General features: G+C 60.5%; 14 protein-coding genes and 1 tRNA gene. 3 read left to right on the top strand and 12 right to left on the bottom strand.

Annotated features, from left to right (window positions below):
• The first annotated feature begins 99 nt into the window (after positions 1 to 99).
• Positions 100 to 176: transfer RNA gene (locus tag ACM6I6_RS06190), tRNA-Arg, on the top strand.
• A gap of 172 nt (positions 177 to 348) precedes the next feature.
• Positions 349 to 1,356: an Abi family protein gene (locus ACM6I6_RS06185; protein ID WP_323626556.1), complete on the top strand. Its 1,008-nt coding sequence runs from the start codon at positions 349 to 351 to the stop codon at positions 1,354 to 1,356.
• A 243-nt stretch (positions 1,357 to 1,599) separates the two neighbouring features.
• Here the strand turns inward: ACM6I6_RS06185 and ACM6I6_RS06180 are convergent, their stop codons facing one another.
• The 5 genes from ACM6I6_RS06180 to ACM6I6_RS06160 form a co-directional block, all read right to left on the bottom strand.
• Entirely contained in the window at positions 1,600 to 1,869 is a 270-nt protein-coding gene (locus ACM6I6_RS06180; protein ID WP_274075033.1) for a hypothetical protein, read from the bottom strand.
• Between the two features lie 20 nt (positions 1,870 to 1,889).
• Entirely contained in the window at positions 1,890 to 2,483 is a 594-nt protein-coding gene (locus tag ACM6I6_RS06175; RefSeq protein WP_414919603.1) for a hypothetical protein, read from the bottom strand.
• Complete coding sequence (locus ACM6I6_RS06170) at positions 2,480 to 3,091, bottom strand: RNA polymerase sigma factor (RefSeq protein WP_414919602.1); 612 nt, start codon at positions 3,089 to 3,091, stop codon at positions 2,480 to 2,482. Before ACM6I6_RS06170 ends, ACM6I6_RS06175 begins: the two co-directional genes overlap by 4 nt.
• Complete coding sequence (locus tag ACM6I6_RS06165; protein WP_414919601.1) at positions 3,091 to 4,803, bottom strand: vWA domain-containing protein; 1,713 nt, start codon at positions 4,801 to 4,803, stop codon at positions 3,091 to 3,093. The genes ACM6I6_RS06170 and ACM6I6_RS06165 overlap by 1 nt, the downstream gene beginning before the upstream one ends.
• Before the next feature lie 86 nt (positions 4,804 to 4,889).
• Positions 4,890 to 5,453, bottom strand: a complete 564-nt coding sequence (locus ACM6I6_RS06160) for a YbhB/YbcL family Raf kinase inhibitor-like protein (RefSeq protein WP_414919600.1) — start codon at positions 5,451 to 5,453, stop codon at positions 4,890 to 4,892.
• A 140-nt stretch (positions 5,454 to 5,593) separates the two neighbouring features.
• On the opposite strand from ACM6I6_RS06160, the gene ACM6I6_RS06155 reads away from it, so the two are divergent.
• Positions 5,594 to 7,114, top strand: a complete 1,521-nt coding sequence (locus tag ACM6I6_RS06155; RefSeq protein WP_414919599.1) for an FAD-dependent oxidoreductase — start codon at positions 5,594 to 5,596, stop codon at positions 7,112 to 7,114.
• Positions 7,115 to 7,210: 96 nt separating this feature from the next.
• Here the strand turns inward: ACM6I6_RS06155 and ACM6I6_RS06150 are convergent, their stop codons facing one another.
• From ACM6I6_RS06150 to ACM6I6_RS06120, 7 genes are all read right to left on the bottom strand, one after another.
• Entirely contained in the window at positions 7,211 to 8,722 is a 1,512-nt protein-coding gene (locus ACM6I6_RS06150) for a YdgA family protein (protein ID WP_414919598.1), read from the bottom strand.
• Positions 8,723 to 8,976: 254 nt separating this feature from the next.
• Positions 8,977 to 9,612 (bottom strand): NADH:ubiquinone oxidoreductase subunit N, encoded by a 636-nt coding sequence (locus ACM6I6_RS06145; protein ID WP_274075026.1) that lies wholly within the window; start codon positions 9,610 to 9,612, stop codon positions 8,977 to 8,979.
• 92 nt (positions 9,613 to 9,704) lie between these two features.
• Positions 9,705 to 11,153, bottom strand: coding sequence for an efflux transporter outer membrane subunit (locus ACM6I6_RS06140; protein WP_414919597.1), 1,449 nt, complete (start codon positions 11,151 to 11,153; stop codon positions 9,705 to 9,707).
• Positions 11,150 to 12,037 (bottom strand): HlyD family secretion protein, encoded by an 888-nt coding sequence (locus tag ACM6I6_RS06135; protein ID WP_274075024.1) that lies wholly within the window; start codon positions 12,035 to 12,037, stop codon positions 11,150 to 11,152. The genes ACM6I6_RS06140 and ACM6I6_RS06135 overlap by 4 nt, the downstream gene beginning before the upstream one ends.
• A complete protein-coding gene (locus tag ACM6I6_RS06130) occupies positions 12,034 to 12,243 on the bottom strand; it encodes a DUF1656 domain-containing protein (RefSeq protein WP_093227920.1) in 210 nt (69 codons plus the stop codon). Before ACM6I6_RS06130 ends, ACM6I6_RS06135 begins: the two co-directional genes overlap by 4 nt.
• Positions 12,240 to 14,312, bottom strand: coding sequence for an FUSC family protein (locus tag ACM6I6_RS06125; protein ID WP_414919596.1), 2,073 nt, complete (start codon positions 14,310 to 14,312; stop codon positions 12,240 to 12,242). The genes ACM6I6_RS06130 and ACM6I6_RS06125 overlap by 4 nt, the downstream gene beginning before the upstream one ends.
• Positions 14,309 to 14,737: a MarR family winged helix-turn-helix transcriptional regulator gene (locus tag ACM6I6_RS06120; RefSeq protein WP_323608091.1), complete on the bottom strand. Its 429-nt coding sequence runs from the start codon at positions 14,735 to 14,737 to the stop codon at positions 14,309 to 14,311. Before ACM6I6_RS06120 ends, ACM6I6_RS06125 begins: the two co-directional genes overlap by 4 nt.
• Between the last annotated feature and the right edge of the window lie 124 nt (positions 14,738 to 14,861).

The following is a 14,861-nucleotide window of genomic DNA, read 5'->3' as shown; positions in this document are numbered from 1 at the left end:
TTCTGATCAACGTAGCAAACGCAGGTTACGCTTTAAAAAAACACAGGCGATTCAGCAGCATGGACGCCTGCAACGCATATGAGTATCATGGCGCCCGCTGCACCAGTAGCTCAGCTGGATAGAGTACTGCCCTCCGAAGGCAGGGGTCGTGGGTTCGAATCCCGCCTGGTGCACCATACGTAAAATCGAGAAAGCCTCAGGCCGTAGGGTCTGGGGCTTTTTTGTGGGTGCTCGGTTTATCTGAACGGCTACGAAATGATAAAAGGTGCAGCGAACGTCGAGTTGCCTCTAACGCTGAATTCAGCGTCCTGCACAACTCGCTGCCAAGGAGTGCAAGGTGATATGCAAATGATGCAAGGCTATCCAAAGCCGTGGCAGAGCTACCAAATGCAGCTTGATTTGCTGATGGTTCGAGGAATGGTTGTAACAGACCAAGCCAAAGCGCTGGAATATCTGGAGCGCATAGGTTACTACCGCCTAAGCGGTTACTGGTTTGCATTCCGCGAACGCACTGAGCTCTGCTGCCCACTCGATCAACAAGCTCGTACAAAGCCAACCAGGACGAAGCCGACTCGACTTCCGCTCGACAGTTTCAAGCCTGGCACGACATTCCAGAACGCAGTCGACCTGTACGTCTTCGATAAGAAACTGCGACTGTTGACCATGGATGCCTTGGAGCGCATTGAAATTGCTTTACGGGTTGACATTTCCCACGGGCTCGGCAAACACGAAAAGTTTGCCTACCTACGACCTGATCTGTTCCATGAAAGCTTTTCCACTCGACTGGACGGTAAAACCGGACTGACTAAACATCATGCCTGGCTTGGTAAACACGCTGCGTTGATCAATCGCTCGAACGAAGACTTCATTCGCCACAACAAGGAAAAGTACGGACTTCCATTGGCGGTGTGGGTGGCATGCGAGGTTTGGGACTTCGGCACGCTTTCGACGCTTTACGCTGGCATGGCCGAGGCAGACCAAGATGCTATTTCGCAGGAGTACGGCATCAGCAACGGCAGGGTTTTCGCCAGTTGGCTGCGCAGCCTGAATTATCTACGCAACGTCTGCGCCCATCACAGTCGTCTGTGGAACCGAAATATTGTCGATCAACCGAAGCTGCCATCTGAGGACCAAGCGCCAACCTTGTCAGCTTTCCATGATGACGCACACCGCCGGGCTCGTCCGTTCATGCTTTTGTGCATCACCCAGCATCTGATGAAAGTCATCAACCCATCATCGAGTTGGGGAAAACGATTGAAGGCGTTGCTGGAAAACGATTTCCCTGATCTGACGCATCTGGACCTCAGCCTGGAAGGGATGGGAGTCGACCCAGACTGGAAAAAGCGCGACTGGTAAGCGGAAAAATTTCAGGCAATAAAAAACCCCTGAGCAATCTCAACGCCGAAGCGCATCAACCGACAGGGGCCGTGTTGTGGCCGATTATAAGGTTTGAGGACATCTCGTCAACTGCCGACAAGCAGGCCATGACTCCCGACTTTCCGTTCCGCAATATGAAAGAGAAACCATACATTCAAGAGTGTCTTGCGACTCGTAACCCTTCGAATTGCTGTTAATCATCCTTTGGCGGCAGCAGCTTATTCACTCCGTCGTCCAGTCAAACTCGTCGTATTCATCGTCCTCGTCGTCCTCGAACTCTTCCCCTTCAAGAACATCTTCTTCCTCAGCATTAGCCTCTTCCTGCTGATTCAGCAGAAAATCCTTACGGCTCTCGGTAATTGCCCGCCGTAATTCCTCGCCCTTTTCCGGGCAGTTGAGCATTTGGGCGATGCGGTCGATTTTTTTTGTCACGGCATCCTCCAACGCATCGACTATGGCCCGATAGTGCGCGCTTTCGGGCCTTGATGCCAAATCGTCGAGCGTTGGGCCGATCAGTTTTTCTGCAGATCCTTGAGTCGGGCGCTGAGGTTTTCTTCGGGAAAGCGTTTGTGCAGGTCGGCCAGCAGTTTGTCGGCGGCTTGCTTGTGCCCGGTTTTTTGCAGGTGCAGCACTTCGCGCAATTGCTCATCCAGGGATTTCACCGGGGGCGCGGCGCGCTTGCTGGACTCGGCTTCGTCCGCCATGTCGGCGCTGAAGGATTCTGCTTGTGCCGGGGCTGCCGATTCCGCCATTGGTGCGGCGGGGGCCGGGGCGTTGAGGGAACGGGCCAGCGCTGGCGGCGCTGCTTCGGCTTCCTGTTTGGCCACCGGTGCCGCAGGCGCGAAGTCGTAGCTGGGTACTTGCTCAGGCGAACGCTGGACCAGCGAGAGCATCAGCGCGATGCCGACGAGGCTGGCGAATGCCACTTGCCAGCGGGGTTGCTGGCAGCCGCGAAGCCAGCGTTGCCACAGGCCTGGCTTCGGTGCAGGCACTGCGCTGCGTGCGGCGGCCAGGATCGACGTGTCGAGATGCGCCGGGGGTTCGCCGGTGGCGTGCTCGCGGTAATGTTCTAGCGTTCGGTCGGTTGTGTGCTTGGCGTCAGTCATGTCAGTACCTCCTCGGCCAGCAGCCGACGCAGTTTTTGCTGGGCGTAACGCAAGCGGCTCTTGACGGTTTCCAGCGGTGTTTCGGTGAGGGTGGCGATCTGCGGCAAATCGAGATCGCTGTAGGCGCGCAGCAGGAACACTTCCCGCTGGTCGGCGGGCAAGGCTTGCAGGGCGGCCTCCAGACGCTGGCTGTCACGGCTCAGGCTCAGCAGTTGCTCGGGATCGGTGGTGTCATCGGGCAGAGCATGGGCTTGTTCGTCATAGCTGTCGTGCAGCGGTTGGTGGACGCCATGTTTGCGCCAGTGATCGATCAAGCGGTTGCGGGCAATCTGGTAGAGCCAGGTACGAAAAGTCGCCCGACCTTGTGGCTGACTGCCGCTGCGGATCAGGCTCAGCCAGGTTTCCTGATAGACCTCCTCGGCGAGTTCAGGCCTGCCGCTCAACCCCAACAGAAATCGATATAAGCCCTGGCGGTGGCGCGCGTACAGAATCTCGAACGCCCCACCGTCGCCCTCGCGATAACGGGCCAGCAGCGCTTCGTCGCTGCTGGCCTCGGCGCTGCTTGCGGGCGCAAATAGCTGGCTGATGAACCCCTTCAATCGGCTCACTATTCAATCCGTCGTTCAGTGGCAGTTGGATTCGACGCGGTGGTGGTGCGCAGGCTCTGCGCCAGTTCCACCAATTGCACGAACTCGCTGCGCAGGCCGAAACGGTCATCGCCCCGGGCGCCGTGGGCCAGCGCTTCGGTGTCCTTGAGGCTGAACTCGCCGGTGTAGCGTCCGTCCTTGAGCTGTTGGGAAAAAGCAGCCACTGCTGCAGCAAAGCGCAGGTCATCGCTTGCTTTGCCAATCGGGGAATCAACGATCGGGCGTTCGATCAAGCGACTTTTCCCACCTTCCGGCAACTGATAACGCACCCGCAGCATCGCCAATTCGCCATGCTTTTCAGCAATAGCGGCGCCCGGTTGAGCGTAGCGCAGCGGTTCCAGCCAGCCCTTCTCACCCTTGGGGACAATTTCGTACAACGCAGTCACAGTATGTCCTGCACCGATTTCACCGGCATCGACCTTGTCATTGCTAAAATCCTCACGTTTCAACGCACGGTTTTCATAACCCAGCAGGCGATACTCGCTGACTTGCGCGGGGTTGAACTCCACTTGCAGCTTGACGTTTTTCGCCACGACGGCAAGGGTTGAGCCGAGTTGATCCACCAGCACCTTGCGCGCCTCACGCAGGTTGTCGATGTAGGCGTAGTTGCCATCGCCGGCATCGGCCAGTTGTTCCATCAGGTGTTCATTGTAGTTATCCACACCGAAACCCAGGGTGGTCAGAGATACACCCGTCTTGCGTTTATCCACAGCCATTTGTTTGAGGCTGTCGAAGTCGCTGACTCCAACGTTGAAGTCACCGTCAGTGGCCAATAGAACGCGGTTGATGCCCTTGGGGATAAACGCCTGTTGCGCCTGTTGATAAGCCAGTTCGATGCCCGAGGCTCCGGCGGTTGAACCGCCTGCAGTCAATTGCTCGATGGCTGTACGAATCTTCGCTTTTTCCCGTCCGGAAGTGGGCTCCAGTACCACGCGCGATTCCCCGGCGTAGATCACCAAGGACACCCGATCCTGATCGCGCAGTTGATCCACCAGCAATTTCAGGGTGCTTTTGACCAACGGGAGGCCCTCGCGGCGATCCATCGAGCCGGACACGTCCACCAGGAACACCAGGTTCGCCGGGGCCAGTTCCGCGGCCGCGCGATCCGAGGCCTTGATGCCGATGCGCAACAAGCGCGTATGCGAATTCCAGGGCGACGCCGCCAGTTCCGTGGTCACGCCGAAGGGCGAGCCATCGGTGGGCAAGGCGTAGTCGTAAGGGAAGTAATTGACCATCTCCTCCAGCCGCACCGCTCCTTCCGGTGGCAATCGCCCCTGGTTGAGCAAACGGCGGACGTTGGCGTAAGCACCGGTATCGACGTCGGCGCTGAAGGTCGAGACCGGTGTTTCGGCGACGCTGTGGATGGGGTTATCTGCCAGGGCCTGGTACTGCTCGCGCTGTTCGTCGCGATATCCCTGTGGATAAGCCTCGCCCGCAGGCATTGGCGCGAAGCCGGCCATCGGTGCGGGTCTGACATTGCGCTTGCTCATCGAGGCGTCAGCGTCGAGCAGTTCGTGATGCACCGACGATTCGGTTTTCAACTCGGCCTGGGCCGGCGATGACACAGAGGCGGAATCGGGCTTGGACGAAACACCACAACCGGTAACGGCCAGTAACAGCCCGGCGGCGAAACCCTGGGCGAGCGGACGCAGAACATGCAGTGGGAGGGACATGGGGCTGACCTCAGGAGGAAATTGATCCATTCATCCTGTGAGACGGACAGCCCGGAAAGTTTGGGTTAACCCGCGCTAAAAAATCTTCAGCGGTGGTAGCGCCGCACCACGCTGCTGTTTCTCAGCACGTGACCTTTGATTTTTTCCAGCAACTGGGTGCGCGTCAGGCCGGCCGGCAGGGCATCTGGGGCCAGGTCCAAGGCGAAGAGCTGGATGATGTAGTGATGTGCGCTGTCGCCAACCGGTGGGCAAGGGCCGACGTACCCTGTCGTGCCTTTGCTGTTGGTGCCACCCACGCCCTCGAGAGCGGACTTGGCGCCGACACCCGCCGCAATCTGGTGGGTGCCGGCCTTGATGCCGTAATGCACCCAATGATCGACGCCCTGGCCTTTTTGCCCGTCCGGGTCGTGCATGACGATGGCGTAGCTGAGCGTGCCTGCAGGGCCGGCGTTCCAGTTCAGCGCTGGCGAGACGTTGTGCCCACCGCACCCCGGGGCATCGCTGGCGGCGGCCGCGGTGAACAGTCGGTCATCCGAGACGCCAGGGATGTTCAGGGTGAAACGCTCCTGGGCCGCCTGTGCCGGAAATTGCACGCAAAGGGCGACTGCTGCGGCCGCCAGCCAAGGGGTCAGAGAGGTCAATCGGGTCATACCGGGAGCACCTTGTGCGGGTGGGGCCGAGGTCGGCGAGCAAACTATAGCCGGACCGTTCGCGCGGTGGCAGTGGGAATTGGATGAACCTCGAGTCAAGCGCCAGACTCTTAATTGAAACGCCGGTCTGGAGAGCAATCATGACCCTGCATCGCGTTGCCCGTGCCGCCGATATACCCGAAGACCGCGGCCTGGAAGTCAGCGTCCAGGACAGCAAGATCCTACTGCTGAAAGTCGGCGATCAATTACGCGCCTATCAAGGCGAATGCCCGCACGCCGGGGCGCCCCTGGCCGAAGGCGCATTCTGTAATGGCCGGCTGACTTGCCCGTGGCACAAGGCGCAGTTTCGGATCGAGGACGGCGGGTTGTGTGAACCGCCCGCCCTGGACAGCCTGAAGCGTTACCCTCTCGAAGTGCGTGACGACGAAGTCTGGGTAGGCGATCAGCCGCTGCAGGACGCCCACACCCCGCCGGCCGATGACGAACGCGTCTTTGTGATTGTCGGTGCGGGCGCTGCGGGCACGGCGGCGGCATCGGCCCTGCGCGAGAAAGGCTTTGGTGGCCGGGTGTTGCTGATCGACCTCGAAACGGCGGGTTATGACCGTACGGTGCTGAGCAAATTCGTGATCGCCGGGCAGACTCCACCGGATGAAGTCCCCGCCTTGCGCGATGAAGCGTTCTACGGCGAGCAACGCATCGAGCGGATCAACGCGCAAGTAACGAGCCTGGATGCTGAAAACCGGGTAATGCAATTGGCCGACGGCCAGTCACTCGAATATGACGCTGCATTGCTGGCAACCGGAGGCATTCCCAAGCCACTGGAGTTACCCGGCGCCGAGCTGCCGCAGGTCTTCGTATTACGCTCCAGGGACCATGCCCGTCGGATCCTGGATAGCGCCAAACCCGGTCAGCGCGCGGTGATCATCGGCGACAGCTTCATCGCCATGGAATCCGCTTCAGCCCTGCGCCAATACGGTCTGGACGTCACGGTACTGGCCCGGCAACCGGTGCCTTTTGCCAAACAGTTCGGCGACAGCGTCGGCAAGGCGATCCTGGCCCTGCATGAGGCTAACGGCGTGGTGTACCGAACGGCGGGCGAAGCCGTGCAGATCGAAGGAACAACGCGAGTCGAAGCCGTGCGCCTGGATAATGGTCAGCGTGTACCGGCAGACCTGGTGCTGGTTGGGATTGGCGTTACCCCGGCGACCGTGGCGTTTGCCGATCTACCGAAGGAAAAGGATCAGTCGTTGCTGGTTGACGGCGGGATGCGCGTGACCGACGGGCTATGGGCCGCTGGCGATATCGCTACCTTCCCCCTCAACGGTCAGCCGCAACGCATCGAACACTGGCGCCTGGCGCAACAACAGGCACGAATTGCGGCGGCGAACATGCTCGGTGGTGATGAACATTACCTCGATGTGCCGTACTTCTGGACCTGGCACTTTGGCAAAAACTACGACTACCTCGGCCACGCGCAAGGCTGGGACGAAGTCGAGTTCAAGGGTGATCCGAACAATCCGCCCTTTATCGGCCTGTTTGGCAAAAACGGTGTGGTGACGGCGGCCGTGGCCTGTGAGGAAGAGCGCACGATGGCGATGCTCGCCGAACGGATGAAGCAGCCGTTGCCCGTGGACGAGGCGTGGCGGTTGATCCGCGATTGAAATGGGCCTGTAGGAGCTGCCGAAGGCTGCGATCTTTTGATCTTCGGCGATACCAAAATCAAAAGATCGCAGCCTTCGGCAGCTCCTACAGGGTTCTTATGGCTCCTGGGCTACGCCTGGGCCAGCGAATTTGCTCATCACGAAGCCGACAAACTCCTCGACGGTCATTTTCTGGCCGTTGAATTCCACCTGGTTATTGGCGTAATGCAGTTGGCTGACGACGTTGTTGTTGTCCAGTTTTGCCAGCTGCGAGCCGACCGCCATGCTGCTGAACATATCGGCGGTGGCAGTGGCCTGATCGGCAACGAGCTTGGCGTCGGTCTGGCCGTCGATTTGCGACTGCACGGTGAGGATGTCGACGAGCATCGGCTTGGACACTTTCAGGTTGACGTCCAGCAACGCGATCATCTGGCGGACTAACTGGTCGGCGGGCAAGTCGATCGACTGCGGCTTGGTCAGGTTCAGCACCAGGTTGGCGCGGCTTTCGCCATTGGCAGTATTGAACGACAGGTTCTCCAGGGCCACCTGCGGGCCGGCCGCCAGCAATTGTTCCAGGCCGGTTTTAAGCTGCGCCTCTTCCGCTTCGGTCAACTTCAGCTCAGGAACCGGTTGACCGGCCTCGGCAGCTTCGGCGGCGGCCTGCTCATAGGGTTGCAATTTTGTCTGGTAGATCTGCATCAGCGACAACGTCGCCGGGATGTCGAGGTTCTTCAGGCTCATGGCCAACTGGGCAGAACCCACGGCCTTGCCGTTCAGGGACACTTCGGCAATCTTGTAATCGGCTCGCCCGGAAGCACTGGTACCCGATTCCTCGGTGTGGTTCTTCATTTCAAAATTCTTCAAACCCAGCACTGACTGCTTGGGGCCGAAGGTGGTTTTGCTGTTGCTCAGCTCGACGGTGTTATCGCCGGTGTAATAACCGTAGGTGCTTTTTGCCAGGTTGCTGGCCAGGGTCAGACCACTCAATTCGACCTGCACGGGTGTCTGGTCCTCGGCAACGGTGGTCAGCTTCAGGCTGTCCATGTAGCCGTCGGCCTTGACCTTCTGCGCCTGGGCGCTGGCCGCGACGTCAACTTTCAGACCGGAAAACTTCAGGCTGGACTTGTCATCCAGTGCAGTTTCCAGCGGCAGCAATTCAAGCGTGCCGTTGGTGGAATTGTCGTAGCCTATGTTGACCACCCCCTTGAGCGGCGAAGCGTCCTTGGTGGCGGCGAACCATTTTTCCGTGAGCGGGGTCTTCTCCAGTTCATAGTGACTGGTGGCCATGACCGGCAACCACTTCAGCGATACCAGGCGCGAGAACGGCAGCGGGCCGTGTTCGATGTGGTCGACAAACAGCAATTCGACCGGGGCCTCGCCGAACATTTCGCCCTCTCCCTTGAGGCGATAATGCGCCGTGCTGCTGAAGACATGGCGTTCCAGGGATACCAGCTCCAGCGAGGCGGTGCCTTTGTAACCGACCATGGCGGCCTGCAACTGCTTGTTGGCATCCGCCAGGGAGGTGTTGAGTACACCTTCGATCTTGGTGCCGGTGAACCAGGCGCCGCCGGCGCTGATTGCACCGATGGCGACAACGATTCCCAGGAGCACGCCTGCTGATTTATTCATGAATGACCTGTTCAATGTCCGTTGTTGAAGGTGTGGTCGTCTTCCCTGAACCCTTGACGGGTGGCGGTCACGACTGCGCTGAAAGTGGGGTGCAGGTTAGCATCAGGCATGCAGGGCAGCCCAATGGTTAACGGTGAAAAAGTGTCTTGGCGAACACACGATCGCCTTCGCTGGCAAGCCAGCTCCTACAAGGATCACTTAATACCTGTAGGAGCTGGCTTGCCAGCGAAGGCGTCTGTCCCGCCAACAATGAATCAGGAATACTGCACTTCAATCTCATCAAGCTGATGATCAAAGGTTTTCAACCGCGCCGTCCATGTATAGATCAGCACCTCGAAATCCCGATTGATCACCGCCCCACCCGTCACTTCCTCGCGCGGGTCGCAGAAGTCCAGCTGATAGCGCTCGCGGGCCATGGCGGTGGCGACGTCAGCCAGCTCGCGGGCATTATTGAGCCAATGGCGACCGTCGTCGGCCACTTGCTTGTCCAGCTCCAGGCATTGTTTTTTCAGGGTTTCGAGGCTTTTTTCCAGCGGCGTGCCCGTGAGTTCCCCCATGACTTCCTGGAAAGTCCTGCCAGGTTGCCAGTAGCTGCCCCAGAAATACCGATCGAACACCGATTCGACACGCCGTAGCGCCACCTTGGTGTCCCAGATCATCACCAGGGTCTTGCCTTGTTCAAGCTGTCTTTTCTTGACTCGTTGCCCCTGGACCGAGGCCCAGGCCACCACCGCAATGGACATCACGGCAATCAACAGTGCGGCGCTGTCGAGGAACGTCAGCGCCGTGTCGATCTGGTGGGCCAGCATGATGCCGTAGAAATAGGTGGCCGTGAGCAGCACCAACGCCACAACGGCGCACCAGAAGCCGAGAGCATAAGGGTTTTTCATTATTGGTTTCCCCATGACCTGCGCATGCCTTGTGCGAATCGAGGGCGCTTTGCACGAACGCCCTTTCGACACTTCAAAGCATAGCAACGGCCTCAGGGTTTGCCGGAGTTCGACGCTTGCGTTCGTCCGCTTTCCCAACCGCCGCCCAGGGCGAGGAACAAATCGATCTGGCTGATGGCCAACTGAGTGTTGGCGGCGGCCAGTTGCGCGGTGACGTCGGTGTAGGTGCGGGTCGCCTGCAGATCCGCCAGGAACGACGCACGGCCGGCCTGGAAGAAGCGATGGGTCTGGTCTGCGGCCAGCTTCGCCGACTGCTCGGCGTCCGCCAGGGCCTCACGGCGTTGCAGCAAGGCGGAGTACTGGGCCAGACCGGTCTGGGTTTCACGAATCGCGTTGAGCACCACGCCATCGAAGTGTGCAAGCGTGGCCTGGGTCACCGCCTCAGCCTCGCGAATGCGTGCCCGGGCGCCGTTGGTCGGCACATTCCAGGTCAGCGACGGACCGAAACCCCAGCGGTTGGTGGACGGCTCGCCGAGGTTTTCCAGGATACCGACCGTGCCGATGGTCGCGCCGATGCGGATGTCCGGGTACAGCTCACCGGTAGCGATACCGATACCGGCGGTCGCGGCCGCCAGTCGACGTTCGGCCTGGCGGATGTCGGGGCGGCGCTTGAGCAGCGATGCACCATCACCCACCGGCAACAATTGCGCGATTTTTGGCAGTTCGGCGCAGCTGTCGGTGCCAGCCGGTAGTTGATCCAGCGGTTTGGCCAGCAGCATCGACAGGCGGAACAGCCCGGCCTGCCGCGCCGCTTCATAGCGCGGCATGTCGGCGCGCAAGGATTTGAATTGGGTTTGCGAACGGGTGACCTGGGTTTCGTCGCCACGCCCGGCATCGCGCAATCGCTGGATGAGTGTGGTGCTCTGGGCTTGCAGGTCGAGGGAATGCTGGGCGATTTCCCGTTCCTCGTTGGCCGCGCACACCTGGGTGTAGGCCCGGACCACATCGGCCACCAGGGTGATGCGCGCCGTATCGGCCGCCGCCTGGGTCGCATCGGCATTGGCCTTGGCCGCTTCGATGCCGCGCTGCAAGGTGCCGAACAGGTCGAATTGGTAGGACGCACTGATGCCGATATCGCCGATGTTGGCCACCGGCACTTTTTCCGGTAGCAGGAACGCTTCACCGGATTCCTGCAAGCGCTGGGCGCCCATCTTCACCCCACCGCTCCAGCCGCCCGCTGCTTCGGCCTGGTCGACCTGAGCGCGCGCTCGCAGCAGGCTGGCGGCCGCTACGCGCAGATCCGTGTTGGAGGCCAGGGCCTGCTGCACCAACTGGTCAAGCCGCGGGTCATGATACAGGCGCCACCAATCGCCAGGCACCGGCGCCGAAACCACCGGCTTGCCGTTCACCGCCAGTTCGCCCTGCAGGTCTTCACGGTGGATGGCGGCTTCGTCCGGCAAGTGATAATCCGGACCGACCACCTGACACGCCGACAACAGCAAGCCTAATCCGGCGATCGCCAAACCCGAGGCCTTGCTCATAACGCGGGCTCCCGTTTCTGGTCGTCGATGATCGATACCGTGGCGGTGCGCCCGGCGATCATGCGGAAATCCTCAGGGACGTCATCGAACGCGATGCGCACCGGAATCCGCTGGGCCAACCGCACCCAACTGAAGGCCGGATTGACGTTGGGCAGCAGGTTGTTGCCACTGGTGCGGTCGCGATCCTCGATACCGGCCACGATGCTTTCCACATGGCCGCGCAGTCGCGCGTTGTCGCCGATCACCCGGATGTCGACGCTTTGGCCGATGTGGATGCCGTTGAGCTTGGTTTCTTCGAAATAGCCGTCGATATGGAAAGAATTGCTATCCACCACCGACAACACCGGCCGCCCGGCACTGACGAATTCCTGGGTGCGCGGCGCGCGGTCGTTGACGTAGCCGTCTACGGGGCTGCGGATCACCGAGCGATCAAGGTTAAGTTGCGCGCTGTCGACGGCGACCTGAGCTTCCATCAACGCCACTTGGGCGCGGGCCACCCGCGACTGGCTTTCTTCAAGTTGCTCGCCCGGCACCAGGTTGCCAAGCCCCTTGTTTCGCTTGGCTTCGCGCTGGGCCTGGGCCAGGGTTTCCTCGCGGTCGGCGACCGCCGCTTTCGCCTGGCGCAGGGCCAGTTTGAAGCGGTCCTGGTCGATGCTGAACAGCACCTGGCCGCGCTTGACCAACTGGTTGTCGCGCACTTGCACTTGCTGGATCAGCCCGGACACGTCCGGCGCGATCTGCACGATGTCGGCACGGATATGCCCGTCACGGGTCCAGGGCGCGAACATGTAGTACATCACCATGCGCCAGACCACGACCACGGCGAAGGTAACGATCAGCAGCGTCAGGACCACGCGGCCGAGGGTTAAAAACGGTTTTTTCATGTCATCAGGTATCGGCTGAGTGAGTCCACAGCGCCCAGCAGCAGGGCGTAGAGGGCCACGTTGAACAATGCCCGGTGCCAGACCAGACGGTAAAAGTGCAGGCGCGTCAGCACCCCGTGTACCAACAGGTACACCACATAGGTAATGCCCATCAGCACCAGCAGCGTGGGCAGGAACACCCCACTGATATCCAGATCACCGATCATAAAGGCGCTCCATCGATGCCGTGGGGAAGCGGTTCTTCAGACTCGGCAGAACCAACGAATTCGACGCCGGGCAACAACGCCAGGCGCAGGCCGCTGAGGGCGTGCAGCAGGTGCAGGCGGGTTTGCTCATCCGGCGCGCTGGCCAAGGCTCGGCGGGTGCGGTCGAGGGTCATCAGCAACGGGCTCGGTGCCGGCAGGCGTTCACCGGCCTTGAGACAGGCCGTGAAGTATTCGCCAACCTCGGCCACCACCTGATGCAGCAACGCCTGCGGTGCACCCTGAACCCGCGGCGTGTAGGCCAGCAGGTCCAGCAGGTTCAGTGCCACCCTGACTTCGCGTAGGGCGATGCCGGTGTCCTGGCCGGTCACGGCCAGGCGCGGCAGATGCTGCATCAGTCGATCCAGCACCTGCACACCCAGGCGCCGGTGATCGGCCAATGTGGCCGGCTCGGTGAGACTGACAATGTCGCGCCAGGCGAAACGGGTCAGGCGCTTGGCCGCCAGCTCGGCCCCGAATGGCCGGGCGATCAGGGTCCAGACGAAGGCAAACAGCAAGCCGACGGGACCTGCCAGGTTGGAGTTGGCGAAGCTGAGGAAGTCCGCGTCGTACGCGCCCTGGATACTGATGAACGACGAGGTGTTGACCAACGTCAGCAGCATGCCCAGGTAAAACTGTGGCTTGACCGTCAGGGTGCCGATGCAGATGAACGGCACGGCGAATGCCAGCACCAGCATCGGGAAATCATGCAGGTTGGGCAGGACGAGAAACAGGTAGAGGCTGGCGAACACCACCGACATCGCCGTCCAGAAAAAGAACCGGTAGATCTGCGGCGCCGGGTCGTCCATCGAAGCAAAGAAGCTGCAGGCCACGGCCGCCAGAATCACCGCCGCGCCGCCGTCGGTCCAGCCCAGCAGAATCCACAACACCGAGGCGACAATGATCGCAACGACGGTGGAGGCGGCGGAATAGAGCATCAGGCCACGATCGAGGAAGGGGGTCAGGCGCCCCAGGCGCCAATGCCGATAGACCGCGCGCCAACTGTCCTGGCTTTCGCACTCGATCGCGTGTTGCAGGCTGCGGCAGTCCTGCCACAGATCGACCCATTCGCCGAGGCGATAGATGGCGTTGGAGAACAGCAGTTGCTTGCGATCATCCAGCACTTCGGGGCTGGGTTGCAGTGCTTCGAGCTGGTCTTTAAGCGCTTGCCAGCGCTCGATGTCAGCGTCCTGGTGCTCGAGCCATTCGGTGGAGGCGGCCAGCAAGGGCGAGAACTTGTCCACCAGCTCGGGGGTGCGTCTTTCCAGAGCGTAGAGTGCATCGTCGAGGGCATCGATCACCGGCAACAGGTGAATCATCCGCCCGCGCAACTCCTTGGTGTTGCGCACCGTTTGTGGCCGCGCGCCTTCGTGGGGCAACTGGCCAATCATCAGTTCAAGGGTATTGAACGTGGCAACCATCGAGGAGCGCAAAGCGCTGACTTCCTCGGGCTGCACGTTGCGGTCGAGAAAGCGCGCGCTGTAGATCGACGCGTCGGCAAACCATTTGCTCACCGAATCGTTGAACACCGGGGCCAGCCGGCGCGGCCAGAACATGGCGCCAACCACCGCGGCGACGGCGATGCCCAGGAAAATTTCCTCGGTGCGCGCTTCGGCCACGTCCCACACCGCCAACGGGTTATTCACCACCGGCAGGGCGATCAACGGCAAGGTGTAGCCGGCCAGCATCAAGGCGTAATTGTTGGCGGTGCGCAAATGCATGGACAGGAACAGCAGGGTCCCGGTCCACAGCGCGATGACCACCACCAGCACATAAGGGCTCTGCACGAACATCGGCACGAACAGGACAGCCGCAGCGGCACCCAGAAAAGTGCCGACCGCACGGTACAGTGCCTTGGAGCTGGTCGGCCCGACAAACGGGCTGGAAACGATGTAAACGGTAGCCATCGCCCAATAAGGACGCGGCATTTGCATGAGCAGGGCGATGTACAGCGCGATCATCGAGGCCGCGAAGGTGCGTACGCCGTAGAACCAGTCCCGCGCTGGGGGGAAGCCGGAAAAAAAGCCGTTCAAGGGTTGTCGTCCGATGATTGCCCGGCCGCTTCAAAGGCCTTCAATACCCGTAGAGTGGCTTCCAGATCTCGCGGATCGATACCTTCGAGCACCTCATTGCGCAATCGAACCAGTTCGACCTCGACGGTTTGCACCAGAATGCGACCGCTATCGGTGAGGCTCAGGCATTTGGCGCGACGATCCTGGGCGTCTTCGGTGCGGCAGACGTAGCCGCCATGACACAGCTGATCAAGCAATCGCACCAGGGACGGGCTTTCCATTCCCGCCGCCTGCGCCACTGTCACCTGCCGCACACCCTCCCCCAGGCGCCCGATCATCAGCAGCGGGACGGCACAGGCTTCAGAAATTCCATAGTTGGCCAGCGTGGCCTGGCAGATTTTGCGCCAGTGCCGCGCGGCCACCACCATGGTGCTGCTGATGTTCATCTGGAGAGCGTCGAGGGAATTCGGCACGAGGGTCAATACACACTGTTAGTTTGCTAACTATCAATATGCCATTGGAGGGGATTTTCAGTCAAGTTTTGAAACAAATTGGTTGCCATCTGTCGTA

Source organism: Pseudomonas sp. IT-P218 (genome assembly GCF_949767605.1).
In the GTDB taxonomy this organism is placed as follows: Bacteria; Pseudomonadota; Gammaproteobacteria; order Pseudomonadales; family Pseudomonadaceae; genus Aquipseudomonas; species Aquipseudomonas putida_AE.
The sequence above is the reverse complement of the archived record's forward strand: the minus strand, read 5'-3'. Positions and strand labels throughout refer to the sequence as shown.

Excerpts from the sequence above, each read along its gene's own strand:
- ACM6I6_RS06185 (WP_323626556.1), top strand. The coding sequence starts at position 349 with ATGATGCAAGGCTATCCAAAGCCGTGGCAGAGCTACCAAATGCAGCTT.
- ACM6I6_RS06175 (WP_414919603.1), bottom strand. The coding sequence starts at position 2,483 with ATGACTGACGCCAAGCACACAACCGACCGAACGCTAGAACATTACCGC.
- ACM6I6_RS06165 (WP_414919601.1), bottom strand. The coding sequence starts at position 4,803 with ATGTCCCTCCCACTGCATGTTCTGCGTCCGCTCGCCCAGGGTTTCGCC.
- ACM6I6_RS06160 (WP_414919600.1), bottom strand. The coding sequence starts at position 5,453 with ATGACCCGATTGACCTCTCTGACCCCTTGGCTGGCGGCCGCAGCAGTC.
- ACM6I6_RS06155 (WP_414919599.1), top strand. The coding sequence starts at position 5,594 with ATGACCCTGCATCGCGTTGCCCGTGCCGCCGATATACCCGAAGACCGC.
- ACM6I6_RS06150 (WP_414919598.1), bottom strand. The coding sequence starts at position 8,722 with ATGAATAAATCAGCAGGCGTGCTCCTGGGAATCGTTGTCGCCATCGGT.
- ACM6I6_RS06145 (WP_274075026.1), bottom strand. The coding sequence starts at position 9,612 with ATGAAAAACCCTTATGCTCTCGGCTTCTGGTGCGCCGTTGTGGCGTTG.
- ACM6I6_RS06140 (WP_414919597.1), bottom strand. The coding sequence starts at position 11,153 with ATGAGCAAGGCCTCGGGTTTGGCGATCGCCGGATTAGGCTTGCTGTTG.
- ACM6I6_RS06135 (WP_274075024.1), bottom strand. The coding sequence starts at position 12,037 with ATGAAAAAACCGTTTTTAACCCTCGGCCGCGTGGTCCTGACGCTGCTG.
- ACM6I6_RS06130 (WP_093227920.1), bottom strand. The coding sequence starts at position 12,243 with ATGATCGGTGATCTGGATATCAGTGGGGTGTTCCTGCCCACGCTGCTG.
- ACM6I6_RS06120 (WP_323608091.1), bottom strand. The coding sequence starts at position 14,737 with ATGAACATCAGCAGCACCATGGTGGTGGCCGCGCGGCACTGGCGCAAA.